The organism is Enterobacter cloacae complex sp. AR_0002, assembly GCF_001922365.1.
GTDB classification, from domain to species: Bacteria; Pseudomonadota; Gammaproteobacteria; order Enterobacterales; family Enterobacteriaceae; genus Enterobacter; species Enterobacter hormaechei_C.
The window spans coordinates 89960-110863 of sequence record NZ_CP018815.1; the positions used below are offsets into that span (position 1 = coordinate 89960).

A 20904-nucleotide genomic window follows, 5' to 3' on the forward strand; every position below is an offset into this window, starting at 1 on the left:
TAGCAATTATGCATGGGCGGAGTAAACGAGTTCTATGTTTAACAGGTAGCTTAAGGTCGATTGGCATGAGTGAAAGCATGCAACAGCTTAAGGATCCCCCTATCAAGGTAGGTTCGTTAAGTCCTGACAGGGTGGGAACAGACCTTCAGACGGTATTCAACCGGGCTCAGACCTTTTAATTTTATGCTAATTCGTTGATTATTATAATAGTGAATATAATCCGAAAGAGCTGTCTTTAGTTCCTCAATATTGTTGAATTTATTGAGATAAAAGCATTCAGACTTCAGTGTGCCAAAAAAGCATTCTGCACAGGCGTTGTCGAGGCAATTTCCCCTTCGTGACATACTTTGAACTACACCACTCGCTTTAAGCTGATACTGATACCAGCGGTGCCGGTACTGCCAGCCTTGGTCAGAATGGAGAATAGGCGTGCTCTTCTTGTCCAGTTTTGCAAACGCCTTGTCCAGCATCTCATCAATCATAGCCATTGCTGGACGCTCTGAGATACTGTAGGAAATCACTTCGTTATTAAAGAGATCGATAATCGGGGAGAGGTAGAGCTTTCGCCCATTGACGGCAAATTCGGTGACGTCAGTGACCCATTTTTCATTGGGTCGGGTTGCCTTGAAATTCCGCTTTAGAACATTGTCAGCAGTTTCCCCCAGCGCACCTCGCCACGAGCTGTATCGCTTGACTTTAATAGCCGCTTTCAGGGAAAGCAGGTTCATCAGCCGCTGAACAACTTTATGGTTAATGCGGCCTGCCTCCTGCCGGAGTGCCAGCGTGACTCTGCGATAGCCATAACGACCACAGTTCTCGTTATATATCTCTATGATTCTGCTTTTAATCTCTTCATATTTATCCGGAGATTTAAGCGCTTTCAGGTGATAGTAAAAGGTGCTTCTTGGTATCTGAGCAATCTGCAAAAGCTGGTCGAACGGGTAGTGTTGCCTCAGTTCGTCGATAATCCTGACTCTGTCTCTTACCGAACTAAGGCTTTCAGCTTTTTTAGATAAAGTACCCGTAATTCAAGGGACCGAACTTTTCTTTCCAGCTCCTGAATATGTTTATCTTTCGAACGTTCCAATGCCACTTCAAGCGCAACAGGATCATCAATCATATGAAGTGCCCTTTTTTTGCCCACACGAAGAGAACGAAGCCCTTGCTCTCCATGTTCGCTGAACACCTTCATCCACTTCCCAACAGATGCCGCACCAGCAACGTTAAATTTCGCAGCTGCCTGCGTCTGGGAAATCTGCCCCGTCAGCACAGCCTTCACGGCTTCTACTCTGATTTCGGGATCGATTGATACGCCCTTATCTCTGGGCTTCAGACCTTCTTCTCCATAAACATCATAGGCTGCAACCCATAATCTTACCTGGGTTCTGGGAACGTTAAAGCGAGCTGATGTTAAGCGATAGCCTTCATCAGTAGCTAAATAGTGCATAACCACTTCGAGGCGCTGTTCAAAGGTGTACTTACGTCTTGACATGGGACTCTCCAATTTGAGAGTCCAACTAAATGGGCGCAGTGCATGGGTTAATGAAAATTAACTACGGGGCTTTCTGCTTTCTGCCACACAACACGGTAACAAACCACCTTCACGTCATGAGGCAAAAAGCCTCAAGCGCCACCGCCAGTATACCTTACCCGCTGCCATACTGACCAGGCATCGCGCCATCATCGTTCTGATTTGCCGCGAAAATACCCGGGTCTGCTCTCAAGCTCCCGCTCGATCAGCTCGTCGGCAAACAAGGGCGCAATCCTGTTGATGCGGCGCACCAGATTCCGGTGGCGGGCGGCGGCTTTCCGCTCGTCGCTCCATCGCTTAATCTGCCTCTCGTCGAGAAAATCCACGCATACCGCATATCCCGCGCCCGCCACCCAGCAAGACATCACTTCTTCAGGTGCCGCCTGCCCAGCCTCCACGACAACGGAAACCAGCTCCAGTGGACCCGGGCAGGGCCTGTGCGGCAGTTTCCAGCGCAGGGAATAGCGCCACTTCATCCGTGGCTCCGGTGTGTCAGCTTGTTCGGGACCTGCCAGCGTTCTGCCTGACGCACAGACTCCGGCGTCTCTCTCACAATGAAGCTGATTTCATGGATGACACCACACAGCGGCTCCCCGGCATCCCGCAGCCAGTCCAGAGAGGCCAGCGAGGCATATCGCGATCGCCAGTGCCAGAAGGCAGGGGCAAGCTCACGCGCGTCAAACTCGTTGCTCCACCGGCGGTACCAGCTGCTGACCGTCTCCGGTGACTGGAAATTCAGCTCCGTGACGGCCTGTCCCAGCAGGTTCTGCCGTAACCGCCAGTGATGCGCCAATGCGCGTTCTTCCCGACGCATCTTACGGGTAAAGGCGAGGCTGCTGCGCAGTTTCCGGCGCTCAGTCCGGCTGTGCTGCACCTCGGGGAACAGTTCGGCCTGAACATCAACCGGCAGCGGCAGCGGACAGCACTCCCCGTGACTGGCAATCAGTGCATCGAGCGCCTCTTCCACCTGTTTAAGACTGCTCAGACGATGTTTCGGGTCCCAGTTCAGGCCGGGAATGCGCTGCGCCACGGTCGTGTTCATACGGCTGTTCCCGGCCAGCAGGCGCAGGAAGGTACGCACGTGTGGCGCTGCAGACAGACGAGCACCGCGCTGGCGGGCATTCTCCACGGCCATGATGGCCTGCAGCGCAGCCTGTCGGGCTGGCTGCAGGGTGACAAGGGAACGGGACGAAGGGATCATTGTGCGCCCTCCTGTTCCAGCGTGCTGATGATACTGGCGCAGGAATATCCGTCAGTATCGAGACACGCTATCAATGCCAGCGTGTGGGAGATCAACGCCGGGTTAAATTCTTCCATGCTGCGAACAACAGAGAACGGCTGGCCAGCACGTGTCACAAAGACGATCATCCAGCGGTCACTCAACTCTCCGGGGCTGCAGACAGCGACATCAAAATGGCAATGGGCCGGAGAAAAGCGGACCTGCACCGGGAAAAAGCCCCCAAATTCGCACCGGTACTCGGCATTCACGGACCAGCCGGACGGTGAGGTCAGATCGCGCATGACAGCGTGGCTCAGCTCCCGGCGAAAATCTTCACCGGCTGCACGGTAGTCTTCCAGCTCGTCAGCGGACATAGTTTTGAGAACATCCAGAGTCAGTAACGTTTTCATTTTCAGTCTCCTTATCGCCGCCCCGCAGGGCGGCGTCTCCGTTATCAGGCAGCGTGGGAAGTCGGTTTGTCAGTGTCCGGGGCAGCATGTGCATCGTCCGGCTTTGCGGCATCCGAGGACTGCATCCAGCCCGGTACCCAGCGGGAGCCGGAGAGCCACTGTTCAGCATGGCTGGCAGCATCACCCTTTTTCATTTTTTCGGCATCCGAGGCGGCTCCGGTCAGCCCGGCCTCCTTCAGTGCCGCCACAATCTGGGCCTTGCTGAGCAGCCCGAGGAAGTTATCCGCTGTCGGCTGCCACCAGTCGCGCAGATGGAACCCGAGCGCCGCCTCCACGCCATCGAGGTCACTGCGGCGGGTATGGCCACATTCACGGGTCTGGACGCCATCGACGGAACAGGCGGTACAGAAGGCCATCAGCGACATCAGGGTCTGTCCGTCGAGGGTGAAGAAGGTGGTGAAATCTTTCTGCCAGCCCTCCGGCAGCAGGGCTTCCAGACGGGCTTTCTCCTGCATCAGATACCGCCATGCCTGACCTTCCTCTCCGGTCGGGGCTTCACTGGTCAGGCCGCTGTGATGCACCTCAAGGCGCAGGACAAACGGGTGCCGGGTGGTGGTGCAGTAGTCGAACACGCAGCTGCACAGCCGCCAGACCATCAGGGCCACGGCTTTCTGTGGCTGCTTAACCAGTTCGGCCTGAACCGCCAGTGTCCTTTCTGAAGACATTTTTTTCAGGAGCGGCACGCTGATACCCTCTGCTGCATCCGGCATACTGCGGGTGACCACATGCACAGAAGCCTGTTCGCCACCGTGCTCCCCGCCGTCAGATGCCGCCGTCTGGCTCTTCTTCTGCACACCACGCTGGACGCAAAGCTCACCGTCATACAGACTGACCACCACGCCACAGGCCGCTTTCTGCTCCGGTGTCCACGCCCGAACCGATGCCGCATTTTCAATCTCATCAATCAGCACCTGAATCGCGGCTTCATCCTCAAAGGTTTCCGTTGCCTCCATCGTGGCGTACAGTTCATCAAGACGCTGCAGTTCCTCAGCGCTGAATTCCCCCTCCGGCGCCGGCAGCACCAGATAATGCTCGCGGTCATCGCCGTAGTTTCTGACGGATCCCTCACGAGCCAGTGACCATGACCAGCCTTCCTGTTGTTCGATGGCCAGCGCAGCCGCCGCCAGCTTCTCCTGAACCAGACGCTCAACCAGTACCCCGTCCGCCGTTCCGTCTCCCTCCTGGGCGCTGAACAGATCCTCACGCACCACGCCCCCGGCGGCCTCATACGCTTCACGACCGATAAACACGAAGCGGGAGTGGGTTACGGCGATTTCCGTATCCGTGATGGCCCGCTTCAGCAGGTGAGCGGGTGTGCTGCCGTATGAGGTTTTCACCTGGTCATACACCTGCACCTGACGTGCCGGGTCGCTCTCCAGACTCAGGGCCTGACACTGCTCCACGTCGAGTTTGTCCTCTGCCAGCAGGGTAATCAGTTCCGGGGCGAGGTTTGCCAGCTTCAACATGCGCTGAACGTGACGGGCACTGTAGCCCAGCTGGTCCCCGATTTGCGCCGGGGTTTTCCCCTGTTCTGAGAGGGTACGGAACCCGCTGATTTGCTCTGCCGGGTGCATGGCCACACGCTTGTCGTTCTCGACCATCGAGGCGACCACCGCCAGGTCGTCACTGACACGCTTGACGACAACCGGATATCCGGCATCGATACGCTGCTCGCTGAGCAACTGTTGCAGGGCGGCAAGACGACGGCCACCTGCAGCCACACCTGACATACCGTCCGGCAGCGAGTGAACCACCAGATTCTGGATCAGGCCGATCGCCATGATGGAATCAGCCATCTCCCGGACACTGTCAGCCGGATAGGGGATCGTGCGAACGTTCAGCGGGGATTTGACCAGCGACGACAGCGGCACTATTTCAATCTGAGCAGCCTCAAGCGCGGCTTTGAGGGCGGCGGCTTCGGCAGGTTTCACCGTTATTTTGCTGGTTTTAACCGTTGCTTTTGCTTTAGACTCGGTCACTGACATAATTAATTTCTCTCCGATATTGATTAATGTCTGCCGGGCAGGCCCATCTGCCCGGCACCTCTTACGGCTTATTGCGTTTTGCGTACTCCGTAGTCCCGGATATAGCGGTTCATCAGGTACTCACCGCCCGGTTCAAAATTCCAGACGCGCCAGATCATGCTGCCGTCATCCTGATGACGGACGACAAGGCGAAAATGGGTCCCCTGGTCATCTTCAATCGCCACATTCTGATACTGCGCTGCGGCAACCTGAGCCTGCCTGCGGGTAAACGTGCCATCCGGCAGGGATTCAAGCGGGGACAAAACGTTGTGGTCCATGTGTTTCTCCTTTTCTGCCCCGCCTGAACGGGGCGTCTTCATCATGGTTTAAAAGGGCGCGTCATCATCCATTGGCGGGAAATCATCCGGGAGTGGCTGAGGCGGTTGCTGCGACGGAGCCGCATCCTGACGGCCTTTCTTACCGCCCTTTGCTTTCGGGGATTTAGCCGGGGCCTGAGCAGGTTGTGCCGGGGCGGCAGGACTCTGCGGCTGCGCAGCGCTCTCAGGCTCACCGGATTCACGGCGGCCGCCGAGCATCTGCAGGGTGCCGTTCTGGCCGACCAGCACATCGGTGACGTAGCGCGTGACTCCGGCATCGTCCTGCCAGTTGCGGGTGCGCAGCTGGCCCTCGATGTAGACCTGCGCGCCTTTACGCAGGTATTCGCCCGCCACTTCCGCGAGCTTGCCGAACATGACAACACGGTGCCACTCGGTGTTTTCGCGCATCTCTCCCGTCTGCTTGTCACGCCATGTTTCAGACGTGGCCAGCGTCAGACTGGCCACTGCGCCCCCGTTGGGCATGTAACGCACATCGGGATCCTGTCCCAGATGTCCGACCAGAATGACTTTGTTAACGCCACGTGCTGCCATGATGAATCTCCTTAATCCGTTGTTTTGCCTTTTAAAACCATCACCCGTTGAGTTGCCGGAGCCGCGGTTTTGACGTTTTGCGGGGACCTGCTGAACCTGCCCCCTGGTTGTTACCTTCACCCGTTTGAGAGCCGTTCGCCGCAAGGGCAAAGACGCCACGGCCTGACGCATCTGTCCGGGGCAGGACACAAAAGTTTTTGCGGTTCCATGCAAAAAGTTTTGTGGGCTGTTCATTACACCCTGGACAGCCAATGCGACAGGTTGTGGCTATGTCAGCCCGGGCGAATGGACTCAAAAGGGTGATACGGGTACCAGGGGAAAGGAGCAGGCACCCGCCGCAACGACGGAACGCGCGGGCGCGAAACGGCGTTGCCCTGCAGAGTGCCGGCTGTCCTTCGCCGGCACGGTGAAAGCGGCGCGACCGGAACGGTCGCAGCAAGCGCTGCCGTTGACCTCAGACATCAGACACTAGCCGGCAGGCCCGAAACCGCGTAGCGGGTTCGGCGGAGCTTACCGCGTCTTTTCGCGGTTAGCGGAGTGTGGCTCGACGACTGAACCGCGCCAGCGGGTCAGGAGCCGAAGGTGGCCCCGGGGCAGATTGTGTGAAAAGAAAGTTAAACAGAGGAAGAGCTGCAGCAAGAGGGAGAGTACCGGTCTGGTCAGGTCAGGTCAGGTCAGGACTGAGATTCGCCCTTCTCTTTTCTGTACTGAACAACGCAGTACCAGGCAGAAGCCAGGAAAGCGAAAACGGTGATCAGGGCACGAAATTCGTCACCCGGCTCTTTCCCCTGCAGCATCAGCGTTATGATGATGCCGGCAACGATAATCCACGCCATGCCACTCCAGAGGCGCAGTTTTTCTGCCACGACATTAATCAGAACAAAAGCAACGGCCAGGATAGCCCCCCACAGAGCCGGAACAGGCTGAAACGGAATAAAAAACAGGTTAATACCGGTTAAAAGCGTCACGGCAGCAAACATCAGAGACATACGCACAGATTACCCTCCCTGGACACACTGATTAAGAAAAATTAATTCTGCTGATCCTCGCCCGGTTTATTATATTCGGGCGCATTTGCGCGCGGCAGCTGCTGACTGTTCAGTCGATGTACGCGGAGCCGTTCATGGAAATATTCGCGCAGGTGTTCAGGCTGTTCCCGTTCAACAAGTTCCGGCATGACGGGCTTGTTCATGCGCTCCTGCCAGGCAACGGAAGCGGCCACCTTATCGACGGCAACTTTGTCCTGCTCCTCTTTTGAAAAAGCGGCGATATTCCACTTTGACATATGCATCACCGGTCTGCTTTACAGGAAGATATCCCTGATACTACGCGAATTTCGGGGCAACAGCGACTGACAACGGAGAGGAGAGTGCGCGGCGCCGGAGGCGCGGCGACATCTCTCTCCGGCAGGCGCAGCCTGCCAGGGTTTTGCGCGCGGACTGACAGGCGCCCTCCGGCCCGGACGCCTGCCATCGAGCTTATAGGCCCTTGCCGCCCTGTAAGATGAAGTGTCCGCCAATGTAGACGGCACACTGACAGGTCATGTATTCGCAGATTTCATCCATCACCTGCGCAGTGGTCAGTTCCCGCTGACCGGCATCGCGGCGGCGGGCATTAATCAGGGCTTTGTACTGTCGCAGGATATCGCGGCTTTGTGGTGCAAGTTTCATGTGCTTTCTCCTTAACCGGCGGGCTTCCCCGCCGGATAGTAATCAGTTGCTGAATACATAGCCTTCATGGAAGACATAGCCGCTGCTGAACAGATCCCGCGCGTAAGCCTCATAATCGAAATAGACGCGCAGGGATTCAGGCACCTCGTTTAACAGGCCGTGATCCTCCACAAAGCCATAAGCAAAATCCTCCTCGCTTTCAGCCTCGCCGCAATACGCATCATCAAAGGCGTCATAGTCGCACTCGCCGGTATATTCCGCCCAGGCCACAAACGCGGCTGCGCGCCCGTCGTCCTGCGCCTGCCGGAATGCCTCGATAAACGCCCACTTAACAGAGGATTCAGAGGCAAACTGAGACGGGATCCCTTCCCAGTCCTGAAACATAAACTCGGGGTCATCCTCGGCGGCATGCAACGCCCGGCAGGCGTCATAAAATTCGTCTTCGTCGTCGAAATCGGTTAAATCAAACCATTTGCCAAAAATACTGCCGCAGTTGTACTGGTGATACGTGCCCACGTAGATGGCCGGAGTGGTGATGGATGAATTCATTTTTTCGTCTCCCTGCGGGGCGGCATGGCCGCCCCGGTCGTTAATCAGTCCAGCGCGGCGTAAATGGCGTTGCATTCCGGGTGAAGGGTAATGTGATTCCAGAGCTGGGCATCACGCAGCATATAAAGGCGAGTCAGTGCCGGGTTACTGCTGTCATGATGGGCCGCCAGACGGCGATTAATCGCCAGGCTGGTCAGAATAATGCCCGCCGCGTCGGCGCTGACCATGCGATCAAACCAGTTTTCGCCACTGACCAGATGTACCCGCCCACTGTCTGGCATCATGTATCCGCCCCCTTCCGGCAGGCGGATGAAATGCCAGAAGCCGCCCTCATATCCGGGCATCCATTTTTTGGCCAGAGCGTACACCTGTAATTCCGCGAGCATGAAATCCGTGCCGAACAGGTAGGGCATAAAAGACAGGCGGTCGGACTCCTCAACATTCAGGACAGGGCATGTCTTCACATACTGCATGGTAAAACCTCCGTAATCACATGGACTGCGGCACCGGGTTGTGCCGTGCCGACACGTCAGCCCGGCGGAAAGCGGAAGATGCAGGGGCGACACCGGAGGCCGCAGCGCAGATAAAGCGCGAAGCGGGTCTGGACGGTTTTCGAGCGAAACCTGAGCGAGAAAACGACGGGAAGAACGGCGAGCATCATAAAAAAACTGCGACCGGGCGAGGATGGCGGCGTCAGCGAACCCTTGCATCTGCAGCAGCCGGGCTAAAGTGAAGGCACGGCACTACCCGTCGCGATGCAGGAGGTTGAATACAGGGTTTCTCCCCCCGTTTTTCGACCACAGGGAGAAAAGCGGAAGCAGATGTCGCGACGCGACAGACGCAGGAATAAGGCCACAGACCGGAGGGATGGGGCCGGGTGAAGCGGAGCCGGCGGCAACGGCAAGCCGGCGACTTCCTTATCCGGAGATGGGTGCGCCAGCGAACTCCAGCCTCTGCGGCTGCCGGGCTACAGTGAAGGCACGGCACAGCCAGCACACGGCACGGCGATAACAGAGGGTTGTGTTCACCCAAAAGGCCCGGAAACCGGGCCGGGTGGACGCGGAGCCGGCACGGCGACATCCTTATCGCACCACTCCTCCTGTGCCGGCAGGCTGACAAGGGAGGGTCCCCCCTCCCCTGATGCGCCGGGCTGTCACTCCTGAGTTCTGCTGGCGCGGGCCTCTCTCACCATTTCCCTTAAAACCCGGCGATCAAACCAGCGCCGGACCGGAGTGTCCGTAAAACGCAGCTGATCAGCGATAACCCCTGCGCTCCTGATAGTTTCCTCCCGCTCGTTAACCAGGGTGAGCAGGATCGGGCAGAATCGCGCATCGCGAATAAGAATGGCATCGAGGACCTGATCCAGCCTGTCGGTTTCGTCTTCGTCCAGGCAGTTATCATGATCATACTCGACGGCCAGCAAGCGCCAGTCACCGATCCGCCTGTCCATCAGACGGGGATTGACGGACGACGTCAGCGCGGCGGCGATGCGCTTCGTATCCCGGTGGACGATTTCCGATATCTGCGTGAGGGAGGCTTTCAGGAAGGCCAGCAGATCGTCACATTCCGCCGCCGTCAGCCACTCCTGAGCGTAAGGCAGGCGGATAACCTGACAGTCAGCCAGCCGCTCCGGATGCGGATATGCCTGCACCGGAAAGAGATGCAGACGAGCCGGGGTTCCCGCCAGCCGCCGGGCGCTGGCGAGCAACAACGCTGCCCGGCCATACGTCAGCGGCTGACAAAGCTGTTCCGTAAGCGTGAGGATTTCCACGCCACTGAGAGAGCCGCAGGCGGCAAGCCAGCCGGGTACGGTTTCAGGGGCGACGGGCGCCATATCAACAGTGTCGGGCCAGCCAGCCTGGCGCAGCATCCGGTCGCCGTGACGCAGAATAAGCGTGTTAAGGGTTTCATTTTTCATCATTATCGTCTATGTCCGGGTTATATCACCCCGCAGCGTGGCGGGGCGATCTGCTGTCAGCTTTTCAGTAATGCCCGCACTTTTGCTGTATCCGCCAGGCGGCGCATTACGCTTTCCGGCACCGGGAGATTGCGATCCCGTGCGGTCCATTCCCTGTCCCACAATGCCTGTTCGGCGGTAATCAGCAGGGTTTCAAGCAGGTCAACCGGCACAGTCACCCTCTGCCCGTTCTCTTTCACCTGGTCTATCAGTGCCATCACCAGGCCGGCTGACACGCCCGACTCAAGCCGTTGTTCTTCCGGTATAGCGTCCATGCGTTCCAGTACTGCCCTTACGTCATGTTCTGAAAAGGAATATTCCATCCCGTCAGCCAGCGCTTCAATATCCGCCGGAGTCCAGATAATCAGGTTCAGCGGGGTTTCTGCGGGATATTGCTCACTCAGCATCCTGCAAATGTCTTCACGGATTCCGTACATGTTCTCTCCTCACTCCAGAAAGCTTTCATCGAGCATCAGGGCAATATTGAACGCCTCATCCATCAGGACGCTGAGACGTCGCAGACTGATACCGGCAAGCCGTTCCGTCAGTCCGTCGTGCCGGTAGTGGTACGTGTCTTCCAGCACTTTCAGGGTGGTTTTCAGGTCGCAAAGATTGTTCGCCAGCCCGGCCATATCGCGGCGCAGGGCTTCGTGTCCGTCGTAATTCATTACGCGGCCTCCGGGAGCCATTCATCGTTCGCCGCCGGGGTATTGACGGCCCGGTGCATGGCGGCCAGTCGTTCGGTTCCGGCCCGGTGGTACTGCGCCAGCATTTCGATGCCGATATAGCGGCGTCCGGCACGGTATGCAGCGACGCAGGTCGAACCGCTTCCGGCAAACGGGTCGAGAACAATCGCGCCCGGGGCGCTGAATGACTCAATCAGCGGCTGTAGCGCCTCCACCGGTTTCTGCGTCGGATGCAGGGTATTACCGGTATACGGGAAGGGCAGCACATCCGGCAGCGGTTTAAGGGGCGGCACGGGGCGGCCTTTGGCAAGGACATAAGCCCCTTCATGGCAGTAGTCCACAAATCCGCGTCGGGCCCTGGCGTTACGACGGTTGGAGGCATAGTTTTTGGTGAACACAAGCTGGCCCACGGCATAGAATCCTGCCGCCTTCCACGCGGCCATAAAGCGGTCCACACGGTTCCAGCTGTAGAAGCTCACCATCAGCGCGTCTTTTTTAAGGACGCGGTACATCTCCAGCGTGGCCGGTTGCAGCCATTCGTCCGTCACATCCCCGGCAATCTGTCTGCCCTGACGGTCCTTAAAACCGACGAGGTAAGGCGGATCGGTCACAATAAGGTCCACGGCACGGTCGGGGAATCCGCGCATCACATCAATACAGTTCCCGAGAATGAATCTGGACATGGCAGCACTCCTGTAGTCTGAGGGGGCAGGAGGCATCACCGCGATACCGTTCCCTGCCGCACGCTGCCTGTTCATCGCGTCCGGTCACGGGTCAGGCCGACCGTGGAATACCGCAGCCGTCCGTCTTTTGGACGGCAAGGATATGCCGCGAAAGCGGCTTGAAGGGCGTTCCTTAAAAGGGCGAGGGACTGGCGCACACTCTCAACGACGCCGGGCCGGAGCGGAAAAACCGCCCGTCCCGTACCAGACCGGACGCGAGACACTGGCAGCGGGCGGCAGGTTCATCCCCCGCGCCGCCCGGCGGTCGCGGAAGAAAAGCGGAGCCGGAAAAGGCGACGGCATCAGAGGGGCTAAAAACAGGGCACTGCGCCCTGTTGGTTGAAAGTCAGCGTGTGATATCCCGCCAGTCATTTCCGTACTCATCGCAGAGGCCGGGCGTATCCGTTACGCCGGTTACTGCCCACGTATCCAGAAACTTCAGTCCGCGCAGGATACTGCTCTCCACGTCATCGAGCAGGATGATGCTGTTAAACCAGACCACGCCATCCGGATATTGCCAGCAGTGACGGTCATCCTCGAGCAGCAAATTGTCCCACCACGTCCGGCCCATCTGTATCGCGCCCGATTCAGCCTGCGCCAGGCCGGTTGCTGATATCATGTGATGCACCATCATTTCCACGCCGCTGATTTCAACGGCAAAGCCGACCAGCCAGGTATTCATACACGTTTTACCTCATCAATCGCCGCCTGCAGGTGGCTCCAGTTAAATCCGTCATTCGCATCATGACTGTCCTGCGCCCGCTCCATCGCTGCATCGATGTCGCCTTCCGTGAGCGAGCCGTCCAGTGAGAGAAAATCATCGGCCAGCCAGAACGTGCCGCAGCACAGCGCGTCGTCGGGGTACTGCGACAAGCGGTCTATAAAGGCTTTCACGGTCATGCGTTTTTCCATTCTGTTTCCGGGCGGTCTCCCGCCCGCCCCCTGTTCAGCCGCCAAAGCGTGCAAAGTTGTTAATAATCCAGTCCGGGCCGGTCACGTCCGGGTAGTCGTCTTCCGGGTCGGGTTCTCCCCATTCCAGACTGTCGCTGAGTCGTTCGGTAATGTCGCCATTGCTGTAGCGTCCGTAGCCGCAGTAATCGCATCCCTGTTCAGCGTACCAGTGCTCAATCTCCGCGCCGTACCGCAAACTCAGCGCCGCCACCACGTCTTCACTGACCGGACTCCACGGCGTATCAAAATCCACCGTCAGCGAGGTGTCGCCGTCAAAACAGATATTCATGTCGTAGCCGACCGGCCATTTGCAGCCATACTGGCTGATGTAATGGCTGTATGAGGACGGGATGCCGTCCAGCAGACCGCCGTTAAAGCCGTTCACCTCAATATCCAGGCGAGTCGGCAGCACCAGACGAAAATCCATTGGCGCGCCGCAATCCGCGTTCTCTTCGCCATCGCACAACGTGTTCCACCAGGACTCCGGGTCTTGCGGACGAAAAATATCGCTCCAGTCGCAGGACTTCTGGCGGTACAGGCGTTCAATGACCGCCATTGCGTACTCGTCAAGCCTGTTCCAGCGCAGGCGACTGATGCCAGAGTCCAGCCAGCACTGGTGCAACGTCTGACAGGTGTCGGTGTCCAGTTCAGCGCCAGCGGTAAACATCGCCAGCCAGCGGGTGAATGCCTGCGACGCGGGCGTACTTTCTGTCGCCACACCGCTGGCGGTCAGCGCCGGACAGGGCAGATACGGCGAGACCGTATCTGGTCGCAGCAGGCCAGCACATCCGGCCAGAAACAGCTGTATTCCTTCTCGTTTTGCCCGTCCGGGCAGGGATAATTGCTCGCCACGCACCCATGACTTGAGTTCATCGGCGTGTTGTTGTATTCCACTGAAGGTCAGTCGGTTGGCGCACCAGTTCGGCATATGCAGCTCCTGAATAGTCAGTGTGGACAGGAGGTATCACCGCGATACCGTTCCCTGCCGCACGCTGCCTGTTCATCGCGTCCGGTCACGGGTCAATGCCGACCGTGGAATAACCCGGAGCCGGCTTTATGGCGACGGGTTTATGCCGCGAAAGCGGCTTGAAGGGCGTTCCCTGACAGGGCGAGGGACTGGCGTACACACTCAACGGCGCCGGGGCTGAGCAAAAAAACCGCCCGTCCCGTACCAGGCCGGACGCGAGACACTGGCAGCGGGAGGCAGGCCTTCAGCAACACCAGGGGAAAGAGGAGCATCGACATACCTGTCCACAAACGCGGGGTTTAAGATTGTGGATAACCTGAAGGCAGACAGCGGAGAAGCGCGGGAGAACAGGCGCCACCACGTCTGTTCTTTTTTTGTACAATCAGCGGCGGGATATCAACGGCTCCGGGTTTTATCTCCGGCCACGGAGAGCCCGATATACACGCCCGCGCCCCAGATGACCTGGGAGAGCACGAAAACCCACAGCGGGACGTCGAACACCAGGAGCGGGAGCAGGCATACCGTCACAATGCCAATCATGCGACTGCCGTACTGCCTGCGTACCGGTTCGCTGCTGTCGACGGGGACGCCGGCAAAGCGAAGAACGTTTCTGAAGCCGGGTGACATAAAGACCTCCTGGATGAAAATTCATTGGGTATCTGTACATTACAGGATACCGCTACCGGTGTAGCCCCGACATACGTTTTTTCACGTCACTCATTTTTTCGCAACCACAGCAATGTTTTAGCCCGGAACTGCACAAAGAGGCTTGCAAATTCTGAAAACCGGGAAAATAATAACTGTACATCCATACAGTAAAGAGGTGCGCCATGTTACAGATTTCCGTCCGTTTCTCCCCGGAGCAGGTGAAGGCCATGCGCAGCGGTACCTTTGCCGCACTGCAGCAGGAAATTGAGCGCCGCCTCACCCCACGCTACCCTCACCTCTGGCTGAACATCGGGAAAAGTTCGCAGACCGCGCTGGATGTCAGCGGCGCGCGCAGCGACCAGGAAAAGTCAGACATCATGAACACGCTTGAAGCTATCTGGCAGGACGACACATGGCTGCCGGAATGAGTCGCAGGGAGCCCCTGTTTGACCCGGAGGCGGTGTTCACACTCCCGGCCACGCCGTCTTCCCAGCAGATCCCCCTGTTTGCGGATGCCTGTGCGGCGGGTTTTCCGAGTCCTGCCGGGGATTACGTTGAGCAGGAGCTGGACTTAAACAGCCTGTGTATCCGCCATCCGGCAGCCACTTACTTTCTGCGCGCCAGCGGGGAAAGTATGCGAGACCTGGGTCTGTATGACGGCGACATTCTGGTAGTCGACCGTGCAGAGAAGGCCGTGGACGGCGATGTGGTGATTGCGGAAGTGGACGGCGGGTTTACGGTGAAGCGGCTGCGCCTTACCCCCCGCCCTGCCCTGGAGCCGATGAATCCGGCTTATCCGACGCTCTGGCCGGAAGAACTCACGCTGTTCGGGGTGGTGATGCACTTCATTCATCGTACCCGCGCCCGCCTGTAAGGAGTACCGGTATGTTTGCCCTGGCTGACGTCAACAGCTTCTATGCCAGCTGCGAGAAGGTCTTTCGCCCTGATTTGCGCGGAAAACCCGTCATTTGCCTGAGTAACAATGACGGCTGCGTAATCGCGCGCAGCCGCGAAGCCCGCGACATCGGTATCCCGATGGGCGCCCCCTGGTTTAAGGTGAAAGCGCTGGCGGAAAAGCACCACGTGGCGGTCTTCTCCAGCAATTATTCGCTTTATCATTCATTTTCAGAACGCGTCATGCGCTGCCTTGAGGCGCTGGCCCCGCGCGTGGAACAGTACAGTATTGATGAAATGTTCCTCGACGTCGCCGGCATCGACAGCTGCATCGCTTTTGAGGACTTCGGTCGTCAGCTGCGTGAACATGTTCTCCGTCACACCGCCCTGACCATCGGCGTCGGTATGGGGCCAACCAAAACACTGGCGAAATCGGCGCAGTGGGCATCCAAAGAGTGGCCGCAATTTGGTGGCGTGCTCGCGCTCACGCGGGGTAATCCCCGCCAGACAGAGAAACTGCTTTCACTGCAGCCGGTGGAAGAAATATGGGGTGTTGGGCGCCGGATCTCGAAGAAGCTGAACACAATGGGGATCACCACCGCGCTGCAGCTGGCGCGCGCGAATCCGACCTTCATAAGGAAGAATTTCAACGTGGTGCTGGAGAGAACGGTCCGGGAGCTGAACGGAGAAAGCTGTATTTCGCTGGAAGAAGCGCCTCCGCCAAAACAGCAGATAGTCTGCAGCCGGAGTTTTGGTGAACGCATCACGGAATATGACGCAATGCGCCAGGCTGTCTGCCAGTACGCGGAGCGTGCTGCGGAGAAACTGCGCAGTGAGCGGCAGTACTGCAGACACATCGCGGTCTTTGTGAAAACGTCGCCGTTTGCCGTGAAGGAGCCTTACTACGGAAACATGGCCAGCGAGAGTCTGCCGTTCCCGAGCAGAGACTCGCGGGATATCATCGCCGCTGCCGTCAGAGCCCTCGGACACATCTGGGTCCCCGGTCACCGTTATGCCAAAGCCGGCGTGATGCTGAACGATTTCACACCTGCGGGGGGTTCTCAATTGAGTCTGTTTGATGATGTTCAGCCCCGGGCAAACAGCGAAGCGCTGATGAACGTCGTGGACGGGATTAACCATTCAGGGCTTGGAAAAGTGTGGTTTGCAGGACGAGGCATCGCTCCCGAGTGGCAAATGAAACGAGAAATGCTCTCCCCTGCCTACACCACCAGATGGACTGATTTGCCCGTCGCTCATCTGTAATCCACAAAATTTGAGCAATCATCCATCCTCTGTGAGGATGCAAAAGCACATATGCAGTGTGATATGTTGATGCTGACTGTACACAACGGGAGCGAAAAAGGATGGACAGAGGAATGCTGGCAGAGTGGCTACGGGATATTGCCCAACATATAGAAGAGGAAAGCCCACTGATACGTGATGTCAGTGTGGATGATGCCCTTTCAGATGAGGGGCTGGCCAAAAAGATCATCACCATCACGTTCAATGCGCCTGGTCGTGTCATACAGACTGAAGAAGACGTCAGCAGCATCCCCCGGCACTAAAATTGAAGAGGCAGTATTAAGGAGTTAGCCCCGGAAATTTACCGGGGTTGGAACGCGTCTACGACAGAGATCAGTCACGGGATAGCCGGAAAAAAACAGAACGACCAGGCTGGAAGCACATAGTTATTTATCAAAATCATTAAATAATATTTTGATAAAATCATAAAATCATAAAATCATAAAATCATAAAATCATAAAATCAGTTATCACTATTCCGCCGCTCAAGATATTGCTCTAAAGCCTCTCGTATGACAGCACTGGTATTTTTCGGACCAGAGCCGCTGAGTTTGTTCTCTGCTGACACACGAGTAATTGCCTGATCAAGAGACAGCGGAAGAGCAAGACTCCGCTGTACTGTTTTTTCAGTTTTAACTATAGGTGCAGCCCCCCCATATTGCTTATCAGCCAGTTTGTCAGCGAGCGCAGCTACCTGAGCATCGGATGGTTTTTTAGCAGATCGTGGTTTTAAAGCCATTTGGAATACACCTCTTCAATCAGTTGCTCAACCTCCTCTATTGCAGTTCTATTGGTTGCCTCCAAAACAGATTTCCCGAGAGGAACAACATCTCGATAAATTTTTCGTTCACAGTTAATAGCATTAAGAGGAGGTAAGGTTGGGAAATCCTTCAGATATTCGAGAAACTCTGCACGCTCTTTACCACGCAATACGGGATTAGTCGTCGCTCGTGTCTGGTACATATAGAGGTTTAAATCAGGATTTAGATCCTGCCAAGCTTCCAACTGGCCTTCAAGCTCTTCCAAAGTGTCCAGATCGAACTGTGAGCACAAGTGCGGAGCAATTATTATATCAGCCACAGCCCCAGCATTAGCGAGTTCGCGGCTATTGCGACCTGCCACATCTACAATTACGTGATCAAACTTTTCATCGAGCTGGCGCAAAGTCTGGCTGATGTTGCCATATTTCTGGATAAGGGTAATGCGAGGTAGCAGGTCGGCTTCCTCACGAGAAGCATGCCACTTTGCCGCAGATGACTGAAGATCCGCATCCAAAAGGCAAACATCCTTTCCGCGTAATGCTAAAGCAATTGCAATGTTTGTAGCGGTTGTGCTCTTTGAAGCACCGCCTTTATTTGAACCTATTACAGTAATCATAGGGACCTCTAGTGCAAATGGACATTATGAAGCCACTTTATCATAAAAAATTATTTTGATAATATGATTTTTTATCATTTTATCATTTTATCATTTTATCATTTAACAAAAGCATAAATTCAAATCCACTTGTAATCTGGTGCATAACCTGAGTGGGGGGGATGGGTGGAAAGCCAAGTGGTTTTATTTGGGTATGCTCTATGTGTTCCACTTAAAAAGATATCGGGTAATATTATTGTGACCACATAAGTTGTGGCTGGCTGGCAAAGTCAGCACTGAATGCCTCCCTGACCAACCAGTTTATATTGGTATCCGATTTTTCTACTTGCCTATTTTCTTTTGGCCGGAAACATCAGCATCAGGGTGTGAACACCGTTGATATCGATCGTATGGGCGCCTTCCGTGAAAGCCTCAAAAATCCCGACGTCTTTCAGACCGCCCAGTATCGCATCGACGTCAGTTTCTGACAGCTGACGCGCTGTTTTGTATTCCAACATGTAAGTGTTAGGGTTCGATGCGCGCTCAGACTCGACTTTCATTTTAATTTCGGCAATGACTGCAGGAATATTATCGGTGTTGAGCTCCAGTGCTCTAGCCTGAATGCACGCGGCAAACTCCTTGGGGATTACAAACCACACGGGATATCCCCGCGACAGCGGCATACCTTTACTACCCTCATCCAGATTACCATTCCAGCGTATGCCGGTACATTCGCTGAAGGGCTGGTTCAGTTCGTCCCGGTAGTTAATGCGGGCGACGGACACGTCCCATTCGCCCGCATCGTAAAGCACATCCAGCACCTCTACATGGCCTCTGGGGGATAAAACATCTGTGGGTTTTACGTACATACTCTCTCTCCTGTAAGCGTGGATGATACACAAATTAGCTATTAATTATAGTTATATTACATAGCTAGTTTTTTAGCTAGAATTAATCAGCTGAACGTGAAAAAATTGTCCTCAGCTATCCAACTACCATGCTCTGGAGAAGCAGAAGGGGAGCCCGGGAGCAGGTTATCGGGGGAGCCAGTACTGGCTGCGCGACCTAGCAGCTCAGAATGGAGCGAGAACAGTAAATAGGGGTCAGTTTGGATATCGAAAATTATTCAGCCGAGATACGTCTGGTGAGCAGAGTCTCTTAAATGTAAAGCTAAAGCCTTTCAATAATATAAAGGTTCATTCATCAAAAAATTAGAAACAGTGCCGACAGTAATGCCTATACATAAGCCCGTAGAGCGCGTCTGCCAGTCACTCTGGGATATACAATATGGGATGTACAAAACCGACCGTTTTCGTACATTGCTTACAGTACCTGTCCAAAACTTAGTGAAATTAGTTTCGTACATGCGTTATAATTCGTACACCCATTTCGTACAGAAAATTATGCCATGTCACGAGTTTTTGCTTACTGTCGGGTCTCCACGCTTGAACAGACAACGGAAAATCAGCGCAGGGAAATTGAAGCAGCCGGTTTTACCGTTAAACCACAGCGCCTGATTGAGGAACAAATTAGTGGTTCGGTAGCGGCCAGCGAACGGCCCGGTTTTGCCAGGTTACTTGACCGCATGGAAAATGACGATGTGCTGATAGTGACCAAACTTGATCGTCTGGGTCGTGACGCAATGGACGTGCGAAAGACCGTAGAGCAGCTGGCAGCGTCCGGTATTCGTGTACACTGCCTCGCGCTGGGTGGCGTGGACCTCACCAGCGCGGCCGGAAAGATGACCATGCAGGTCATTTCGGCGGTAGCGGAGTTTGAGAAGGACCTGCTGATTGAGCGCACACATTCCGGCCTGGCAAGGGCCAGAGCAGCCGGGAAACGGTTTGGTCGGCCACCGGCGCTGAATAACGAACAGCGACAGACCGCGCTTGAGCAGCTGAAGGCAGGGGCCAGTATCAGCGCCGTTGCCCGCCAGCTTGGAACCTCACGACAAACCATCATGCGCCTGCGTGACGATGCGGTGAGCTCGGAGTGACTAGAATAACAGGGGAGGGGACCGAACCACCCCGGAACGGTCCCCTAGGACCTCAGCTCCGGTATAATACTGCCAGATGACCACACTTAAACCAACGGAGACGCGGAATGTCAGGCAGAAAAGGAAAGGGCGGGAAGTCACCGGTTCCCCATGACGGGCTGTTTAAAACCTTCCTGACCCATACAGATACCGCCCGGGATTTTCTGGCCCTGCATCTGCCGGCAGAGTTACTGCAGCTGTGTGACCTGACCACCCTGCAGCTGGAGTCAGGCTCCTTTATTGAGGAAAACCTGCGAACCTATTTTGCCGACGTGCTGTACTCCCTGAAGACCACCGAGGGTGAGGGATACATTTATACGCTCATTGAGCATCAGAGCAGTCCGGACAGGCATATGGCGTTCAGACTCATGCGGTACTCAATTGCCGCCATGCAGAAACACCTGGACGCCGGCCATGAGCAGCTGCCGCTGGTTATTCCGCTGCTGTTTTCCCACGGCCGTGGCAGCCCCTGGCCCTGGACGCTGAACTGGACGGAGCTGTTTGCCAGCCCGGAAACAGCACGAAAACTGTATACCGGTGATTTTCCCCTCATTGATGTTGGCGCCATCGATGACGATGAAATCATGAAGCACCGCCGGATGGCCCTGCTGGAACTGATGCTGAAGCACGCACAAACCCGCGACCTGGCTGAGCTGACCGAACATCTGGTCACCCTGCTGATTGCGGGTTACACTACCGATGAGCAGCTGGTCACTGTGATGAACTGGATGCTGCAGACGGGAGACACGGCCAGACCCGAGGCATTCCTGCAGGAACTGGCCCGCCGGTCACCGCAACACGAGGAGATTTTAATGACTATTGCACAACGCCTGGAACAGAAGGCCCGTGAAGAAGGTATCCAGCTTGGCGAACAGCGCGGCATCGAGAAAGGACGCTCTGAAGGCGAGCGCGAAGCGACCCTGAGAATTGCCCGCACGATGCTGCAGAGCGGCATCGACCGCAATACAGTGATGGCCATGACCGGTCTGACTGAAGAAGATCTACAGCGCATCACCCACTGACACTACCGGGTTGCCTGCTGGCGACCCGTTCT

General features: G+C 56.0%; 28 protein-coding genes and 3 pseudogenes. 6 read left to right on the forward strand and 25 right to left on the reverse strand.

Annotated features, from left to right (window positions below; all coding sequences use genetic code 11):
• Positions 1-116: 116 nt before the first annotated feature.
• The 22 genes and pseudogenes from AM329_RS25310 to AM329_RS24915 form a co-directional block, all read right to left on the reverse strand.
• A protein-coding gene (locus AM329_RS25310) for an IS3 family transposase (protein WP_369815890.1) occupies positions 117-1492 on the reverse strand; the annotation gives its coding sequence in 2 pieces (ribosomal slippage) (positions 117-1012 and positions 1012-1492; 1377 coding nt in all).
• 188 nt (positions 1493-1680) lie between these two features.
• Positions 1681-2007 carry a hypothetical protein gene (locus tag AM329_RS24820; protein ID WP_015632484.1) on the reverse strand — a complete coding sequence of 109 codons (327 nt, stop codon included), beginning with the start codon at positions 2005-2007 and terminating at the stop codon, positions 1681-1683.
• On the reverse strand, positions 2004-2732 hold the full coding sequence (locus AM329_RS24825) for a plasmid SOS inhibition protein A (protein ID WP_022644893.1): 729 nt from the start codon (positions 2730-2732) through the stop codon (positions 2004-2006). Before AM329_RS24825 ends, AM329_RS24820 begins: the two co-directional genes overlap by 4 nt.
• Positions 2729-3160 (reverse strand): conjugation system SOS inhibitor PsiB, encoded by a 432-nt coding sequence (psiB, locus tag AM329_RS24830; protein ID WP_015632482.1) that lies wholly within the window; start codon positions 3158-3160, stop codon positions 2729-2731. The genes AM329_RS24825 and psiB overlap by 4 nt, the downstream gene beginning before the upstream one ends.
• 44 nt (positions 3161-3204) lie before the next feature.
• Positions 3205-5205: a ParB/RepB/Spo0J family partition protein gene (locus AM329_RS24835; RefSeq protein ID WP_022644894.1), complete on the reverse strand. Its 2001-nt coding sequence runs from the start codon at positions 5203-5205 to the stop codon at positions 3205-3207.
• Positions 5206-5273: 68 nt separating this feature from the next.
• Positions 5274-5522 (reverse strand): DUF905 domain-containing protein, encoded by a 249-nt coding sequence (locus AM329_RS24840; RefSeq protein ID WP_022644895.1) that lies wholly within the window; start codon positions 5520-5522, stop codon positions 5274-5276.
• Positions 5523-5570: 48 nt separating this feature from the next.
• On the reverse strand, positions 5571-6113 hold the full coding sequence (gene ssb / locus AM329_RS24845) for a single-stranded DNA-binding protein (RefSeq protein WP_022644896.1): 543 nt from the start codon (positions 6111-6113) through the stop codon (positions 5571-5573).
• A gap of 674 nt (positions 6114-6787) precedes the next feature.
• Complete coding sequence (locus AM329_RS24855; RefSeq protein WP_022644897.1) at positions 6788-7108, reverse strand: hypothetical protein; 321 nt, start codon at positions 7106-7108, stop codon at positions 6788-6790.
• Between the two features lie 35 nt (positions 7109-7143).
• Positions 7144-7398, reverse strand: coding sequence for a DNA polymerase III subunit theta (locus tag AM329_RS24860; protein ID WP_025404029.1), 255 nt, complete (start codon positions 7396-7398; stop codon positions 7144-7146).
• A 193-nt stretch (positions 7399-7591) separates the two neighbouring features.
• Positions 7592-7783 (reverse strand): hypothetical protein, encoded by a 192-nt coding sequence (locus tag AM329_RS24865; protein ID WP_022644899.1) that lies wholly within the window; start codon positions 7781-7783, stop codon positions 7592-7594.
• A 42-nt stretch (positions 7784-7825) separates the two neighbouring features.
• Positions 7826-8332, reverse strand: coding sequence for an antirestriction protein ArdA (locus AM329_RS24870; protein WP_022644900.1), 507 nt, complete (start codon positions 8330-8332; stop codon positions 7826-7828).
• Between the two features lie 44 nt (positions 8333-8376).
• Positions 8377-8805 (reverse strand): antirestriction protein, encoded by a 429-nt coding sequence (locus AM329_RS26210; protein WP_022644901.1) that lies wholly within the window; start codon positions 8803-8805, stop codon positions 8377-8379.
• A gap of 680 nt (positions 8806-9485) precedes the next feature.
• On the reverse strand, positions 9486-10253 hold the full coding sequence (locus AM329_RS24880) for a hypothetical protein (protein ID WP_032072058.1): 768 nt from the start codon (positions 10251-10253) through the stop codon (positions 9486-9488).
• 53 nt (positions 10254-10306) lie between these two features.
• Positions 10307-10726, reverse strand: coding sequence for a DUF1380 family protein (locus AM329_RS24885; RefSeq protein ID WP_022644903.1), 420 nt, complete (start codon positions 10724-10726; stop codon positions 10307-10309).
• A gap of 9 nt (positions 10727-10735) precedes the next feature.
• A complete protein-coding gene (locus AM329_RS24890) occupies positions 10736-10957 on the reverse strand; it encodes a hypothetical protein (protein WP_022644904.1) in 222 nt (73 codons plus the stop codon).
• Positions 10957-11658 (reverse strand): DNA methylase, encoded by a 702-nt coding sequence (locus tag AM329_RS24895; protein ID WP_004152355.1) that lies wholly within the window; start codon positions 11656-11658, stop codon positions 10957-10959. Before AM329_RS24895 ends, AM329_RS24890 begins: the two co-directional genes overlap by 1 nt.
• 71 nt (positions 11659-11729) lie before the next feature.
• Positions 11730-11899 (reverse strand): annotated as a pseudogene (locus AM329_RS26215) (hypothetical protein); the annotation flags it as partial.
• 144 nt (positions 11900-12043) lie between these two features.
• The gene (locus AM329_RS24900; protein ID WP_022644905.1) at positions 12044-12379 is read right to left on the reverse strand and encodes a hypothetical protein; all 336 of its coding nucleotides are present in this window, start codon (positions 12377-12379) and stop codon (positions 12044-12046) included.
• Positions 12376-12609 (reverse strand): annotated as a pseudogene (locus tag AM329_RS24905) (hypothetical protein); the annotation flags it as partial. The pseudogene AM329_RS24905 and the gene AM329_RS24900, both read right to left, overlap by 4 nt.
• Positions 12610-12643: 34 nt before the next feature.
• Positions 12644-13576, reverse strand: coding sequence for a DUF1281 domain-containing protein (locus tag AM329_RS24910; protein ID WP_022644906.1), 933 nt, complete (start codon positions 13574-13576; stop codon positions 12644-12646).
• Between the two features lie 126 nt (positions 13577-13702).
• Positions 13703-13817: pseudogene (locus AM329_RS26385) on the reverse strand (hypothetical protein); the annotation flags it as partial.
• Between the two features lie 194 nt (positions 13818-14011).
• The gene (locus AM329_RS24915) at positions 14012-14242 is read right to left on the reverse strand and encodes a hypothetical protein (protein ID WP_022644907.1); all 231 of its coding nucleotides are present in this window, start codon (positions 14240-14242) and stop codon (positions 14012-14014) included.
• Positions 14243-14445: 203 nt separating this feature from the next.
• Between AM329_RS24915 and AM329_RS24920 the strand changes: the two genes are divergently transcribed.
• The 4 genes from AM329_RS24920 (at position 14446) to AM329_RS24935 (ending at position 16722) form a co-directional block, all read left to right on the forward strand.
• Entirely contained in the window at positions 14446-14691 is a 246-nt protein-coding gene (locus AM329_RS24920) for a DinI-like family protein (RefSeq protein WP_022644908.1), read from the forward strand.
• Complete coding sequence (gene umuD / locus AM329_RS24925) at positions 14676-15137, forward strand: translesion error-prone DNA polymerase V autoproteolytic subunit (protein WP_022644909.1); 462 nt, start codon at positions 14676-14678, stop codon at positions 15135-15137. Before AM329_RS24920 ends, umuD begins: the two co-directional genes overlap by 16 nt.
• An 11-nt stretch (positions 15138-15148) precedes the next feature.
• A complete protein-coding gene (locus AM329_RS24930; protein ID WP_022644910.1) occupies positions 15149-16420 on the forward strand; it encodes a Y-family DNA polymerase in 1272 nt (423 codons plus the stop codon).
• A 113-nt stretch (positions 16421-16533) separates the two neighbouring features.
• On the forward strand, positions 16534-16722 hold the full coding sequence (locus AM329_RS24935; protein WP_223834410.1) for a hypothetical protein: 189 nt from the start codon (positions 16534-16536) through the stop codon (positions 16720-16722).
• A 200-nt stretch (positions 16723-16922) separates the two neighbouring features.
• Here the strand turns inward: AM329_RS24935 and AM329_RS24940 are convergent, their stop codons facing one another.
• The 3 genes from AM329_RS24940 to AM329_RS24950 form a co-directional block, all read right to left on the reverse strand.
• Positions 16923-17198, reverse strand: a complete 276-nt coding sequence (locus AM329_RS24940) for a hypothetical protein (RefSeq protein ID WP_032072061.1) — start codon at positions 17196-17198, stop codon at positions 16923-16925.
• The gene (locus AM329_RS24945; protein ID WP_022644912.1) at positions 17189-17836 is read right to left on the reverse strand and encodes an AAA family ATPase; all 648 of its coding nucleotides are present in this window, start codon (positions 17834-17836) and stop codon (positions 17189-17191) included. The genes AM329_RS24940 and AM329_RS24945 overlap by 10 nt, the downstream gene beginning before the upstream one ends.
• Before the next feature lie 329 nt (positions 17837-18165).
• Positions 18166-18684, reverse strand: a complete 519-nt coding sequence (locus AM329_RS24950; RefSeq protein WP_022644913.1) for a hypothetical protein — start codon at positions 18682-18684, stop codon at positions 18166-18168.
• Between the two features lie 539 nt (positions 18685-19223).
• On the opposite strand from AM329_RS24950, the gene AM329_RS24960 reads away from it, so the two are divergent.
• Positions 19224-19811 carry a recombinase family protein gene (locus AM329_RS24960; protein WP_022644914.1) on the forward strand — a complete coding sequence of 196 codons (588 nt, stop codon included), beginning with the start codon at positions 19224-19226 and terminating at the stop codon, positions 19809-19811.
• A gap of 107 nt (positions 19812-19918) precedes the next feature.
• Complete coding sequence (locus AM329_RS24965; RefSeq protein WP_022644915.1) at positions 19919-20872, forward strand: Rpn family recombination-promoting nuclease/putative transposase; 954 nt, start codon at positions 19919-19921, stop codon at positions 20870-20872.
• Positions 20873-20904: the final 32 nt, after the last annotated feature.